This is a genomic window from candidate division TA06 bacterium (genome assembly GCA_016208585.1).
Lineage (GTDB): Bacteria > Edwardsbacteria > AC1 > AC1 > EtOH8 > UBA5202.
Genome location: JACQXR010000110.1, coordinates 1 through 3,543, shown reverse-complemented (window position 1 = coordinate 3,543; position 3,543 = coordinate 1). Strand labels below are relative to the sequence as shown.

The window sequence follows — 3,543 nt, the reverse complement described above, 5'->3', positions numbered from 1 at the left end:
GGCCGGCCAGTTCTTTATTTTATACCGTGCTTTTTTCTTGGTTTTATGTGTGATGCCTTTTTGATTGTTGAGCGATGTTTTCACCTTCTGGCCCCTTTCAGTTCGTTAATCACGGCCGATTATACCAAATTACCCCTTATCCACGCAACAAAGCCTGTCCATAGTATAACAATTGCATTCCCAACCGTATCACAATCAAAATAGCAGGCCGCTTTCCCTGTAAAGATCAGACCTTCATGACCATCCGTTCGAATTCGGTGGGATTGGAGGATTTGGCCATGGCGTCCTCCAGGGTCACCTGCCCTTTAAGGAAATAATCCTTTAAACAGGAATCCAGAGTGACCATGCCGAACTTGCCGCCGCTCTGGATGGCGCTGTATACCTGATGGGTCTTGCCCTCCCGGATGATGGAGCGGAGGGCCGGGGTGCAGATCAGCACCTCGCTGGCCACCATCCGCCCCTTGCCGTCGGCGCGGGGCAGCAGGGTCTGGGAGAAGATGGCCTGGAGGGTGGTGGAAAGCTGAAGCCGCACCTGCTGCTGCTGGGCCGGGGGAAAGACGTCGATGATCCGGTCCACGGTCTGGGCGGCGTCGGCGGTGTGAAGGGTGGCCATCACCAGGTGCCCGGTCTCGGCCGCGGTAATGGCCAGGCTGATGGTCTCCAAGTCGCGCATCTCGCCCACCAGGATGATGTCCGGGTTCTGGCGCATCACATGCTTGAGGGCGCCGGCAAAGCTGTGGGTGTCGATCCCGACCTCGCGCTGGTTGACGCAGGCTTTTTTGTCGCGGTGCAGGAATTCTATCGGGTCTTCAATGGTGATGATGTGGCAGGAACGGTTTTCGTTGATGAAGTCGATCATGGCGGCTAGGCTGGTGGATTTGCCGGAGCCGGTGGGGCCGGTCACCAGGATCAGGCCGCGGGGATACAGGGCGACCCGCTTCATGATCTGGGGCAGGGCCAGCTCGTCGATGGTCTTGATCAAAAGGGGGATGACCCGCAGCACTGCTCCCACCGCGTCCTTCTGCTTGAAGACGTTGACCCGGAAGCGGGAGACGCCGGGAATAGAGTAGGACATGTCCAGCTGGTGGGTCTGCTCGTATTTCTGGCGCCGTTCCTCGCTCAAAATCTCGTACAGCAGGACCTTGGTGTCGTCGGCCGACATTACCGGCAGGCTGGTGCGCACCAGTTGTCCGTGGATCCTGTAAATGGGAGGCTCGCCGCACTTGATGTGCAGGTCCGAGCCCTGCTGGGCGACCAGCATTCTTAACAGTTCGTCTATTTTGGCCACGAGAATTAAAAGTTATTAATGAGATCGCAAACGACATTAAACAGATTAAAACCTTGACTACACTAATTTTTTATCGGTGCAATCAGACAAAACCAACCTAATCATTATATTGGGTTGCCATATATAAAATGCTTCTGACAATATAAACAATTAATTAGTTTAACAAAAGCAGGCTTTTAAAGTCAAGGATAATCAAACAATAAATCAAACAATAAATCAAACAATTTATTTAACCAATCAACGGCTGGGGAGCAAAACCTTCGGGCATCCGGCCAGGCGCTCTTCAGAAAGCCTTTCAAAACAAGGACCTTCAGAGTTTGATTGGCAGCGGGGCGAAGTATCCATGTCATCGGCGGATTCGGAAAAGGAAGGATAGGCGCATAAAGGATTCCCTAAAAAAAAACAGGCCCAAACATCCGACGGCCTCCGGCCCGGCCGGAATTCTTTCAAATCGGGCCATCAATAATAGGGCAATAATCGGAAGGAATTGCCGCTGGGGTAAAAAAATCAATGGCTATAAACAAACCCAAAATACCAAAGCCGGAAGCCGGGTTTGAAAAATGAGCTAACCGCATAAAAAATCATTGACTTTTAATAAATATTTGGTATAGTTAAAGGTTAATGACTCATAAAAACGGCATAATCGTTCTGCCTCCGGAGCATTTAGAGGCCATGATCAAAATAGCCGCCGAGAACCTGGGATGCAGGGCGGAATTTTTTCCGTTGGAACAGAACCCATCCCTGGGCCGAGATGATCAGGGAGAAGTCCTGCCGCTGCCGGAGTTCCGGCGAAAACTTCTGCTTAAAGGCCCGAAAAACCGGATCCGTCCGGCTTTGGACATCGCAAAAAAACTGGCCAGGGAAATCAGCGCCCAGGAGCAGGAGTCGTTCTCGCTGACCCAGGAGATAACCGAGCGCTACGAGCAGCTGGCCACCCTTTTTGAGATGAGCGACAAGCTGGGGATGGCCGGAGACAATCAGTCCCGGGCAGCGGCCATCCTGGACACGGCCGCCACCGCGGTCTCGGCCAGCTGCGGCTGTTTGATGCTGCTGGAGGGAGGCTGCCGCTTCATCAATCGCCGGGAAGGAGAGATGGACCGCGAGGCCGTCGGCGCCCTGGCCCGCCGGGCCGCGGAGCGGAACAAGCCGGAGGTGGACGAAAAAAAACATATAGCCCTGCCGCTGGCCGTCAATGAAAATCATCCCATCGGGGCCCTGGCACTGGGGCCCAGGACCGAAGGGATATACCGCTCCGGGGACGTCAAGATGCTGGCGACCCTTGCCTCCTACGCCGCCCTGCTGCTGGAGAGCGGACGGCTTTACGAGGGGCTGGAAACGCTGTTCTTCTCCACCATCAAAAGCATGGTGGAGGCTATCGACGCCAAGGACCCCCGCACCCGGGGCCACTCCGAGCGGGTGCGCCGCTATTCCGCCCGGATGGCTAAGGAAATGGGAATGAGCAGCCAGGATCAGAAAATGCTGGAGCTGGCCGCCCTGCTGCACGACCTGGGAAAGATCGGCCTGCCCGATTCCATTCTGAATAACGTCAAAAGCCACCTGACCGAAGAGCAGTGGCGGCTGGTGAAACAGCATCCCGAGATCGGCGTTTCAATTTTGACCCATGTGGCCCAGCTGAAAAAGGTATTGCCGGCCATCGGCCAGCACCACGAACGCTACGACGGCAGCGGCTATCCGGCCGGGGTCAAGGGCCAGGACATTTCGTTGTTTGCCAGGATCATCGCGGTGGCCGACGCCTACGACGCCATGACCACCCAGCGCACCTACCGGCCTACCTTTGATTCCCGGCAGGCCCTGGCCGAGCTCAAGGAGAATTCCGGGAACCAGTTTGACCCGTTGGCGGTGGAGCTTTTTATCCAGAGTTTTTCCGGCGAAGATGATCAGCCATAAACCATGAACGATAAAAGCGACATAATCAATCGGTTCTCTGCGGCGGCCGTTGCTAGCGGCCGGGCCAATTCTCCAGATGACCCCGGACATCTACCCGGACTGATGATGTCCGGGCTGTTGGAGTGGCTGCCCCAGTCAGTAGTGCTGACCGACCGGGAGTGCCGGATAATAATGCACAACCAGAAGGCCGGGGGACTGGTGCTGGGAAGGGGCCTGGCCTGGGAAGACCTGGAGCTTCTCCCCGAGGACCTGGCCTGGATCAAAAGCGCTTTGCTTTCCTATGCCCAAAAGCCCGGCGCCCCGGCCGAAAAAAAAATAACCTTCAATAACCGGCTGTGGAATCTGGG

At 55.5% G+C, this 3,543-nt stretch carries 3 protein-coding genes; 2 read left to right on the top strand and 1 reads right to left on the bottom strand.

Annotated elements, in window-relative coordinates; all coding sequences use genetic code 11:
• Positions 1-226 precede the first annotated feature (226 nt).
• Positions 227-1,261, bottom strand: a complete 1,035-nt coding sequence (locus HY768_08345; protein MBI4727212.1) for a type IV pilus twitching motility protein PilT — start codon at positions 1,259-1,261, stop codon at positions 227-229.
• A gap of 648 nt (positions 1,262-1,909) precedes the next feature.
• Between HY768_08345 and HY768_08340 the strand changes: the two genes are divergently transcribed.
• Together HY768_08340 and HY768_08335 are read left to right on the top strand one after the other, a co-directional pair.
• Positions 1,910-3,196, top strand: a complete 1,287-nt coding sequence (locus tag HY768_08340; GenBank protein ID MBI4727211.1) for an HD domain-containing protein — start codon at positions 1,910-1,912, stop codon at positions 3,194-3,196.
• Positions 3,197-3,199: 3 nt separating this feature from the next.
• The coding region (locus HY768_08335) for a hypothetical protein (GenBank protein MBI4727210.1) at positions 3,200-3,543 on the top strand (344 nt) is incomplete at its 3' end.

Bases quoted from the DNA above. Each gene is read 5' to 3' on its own strand.
- HY768_08345 (MBI4727212.1), bottom strand. From the start codon at position 1,261: ATGCTGGTCGCCCAGCAGGGCTCGGACCTGCACATCAAGTGCGGCGAG.
- HY768_08340 (MBI4727211.1), top strand. From the start codon at position 1,910: ATGACTCATAAAAACGGCATAATCGTTCTGCCTCCGGAGCATTTAGAG.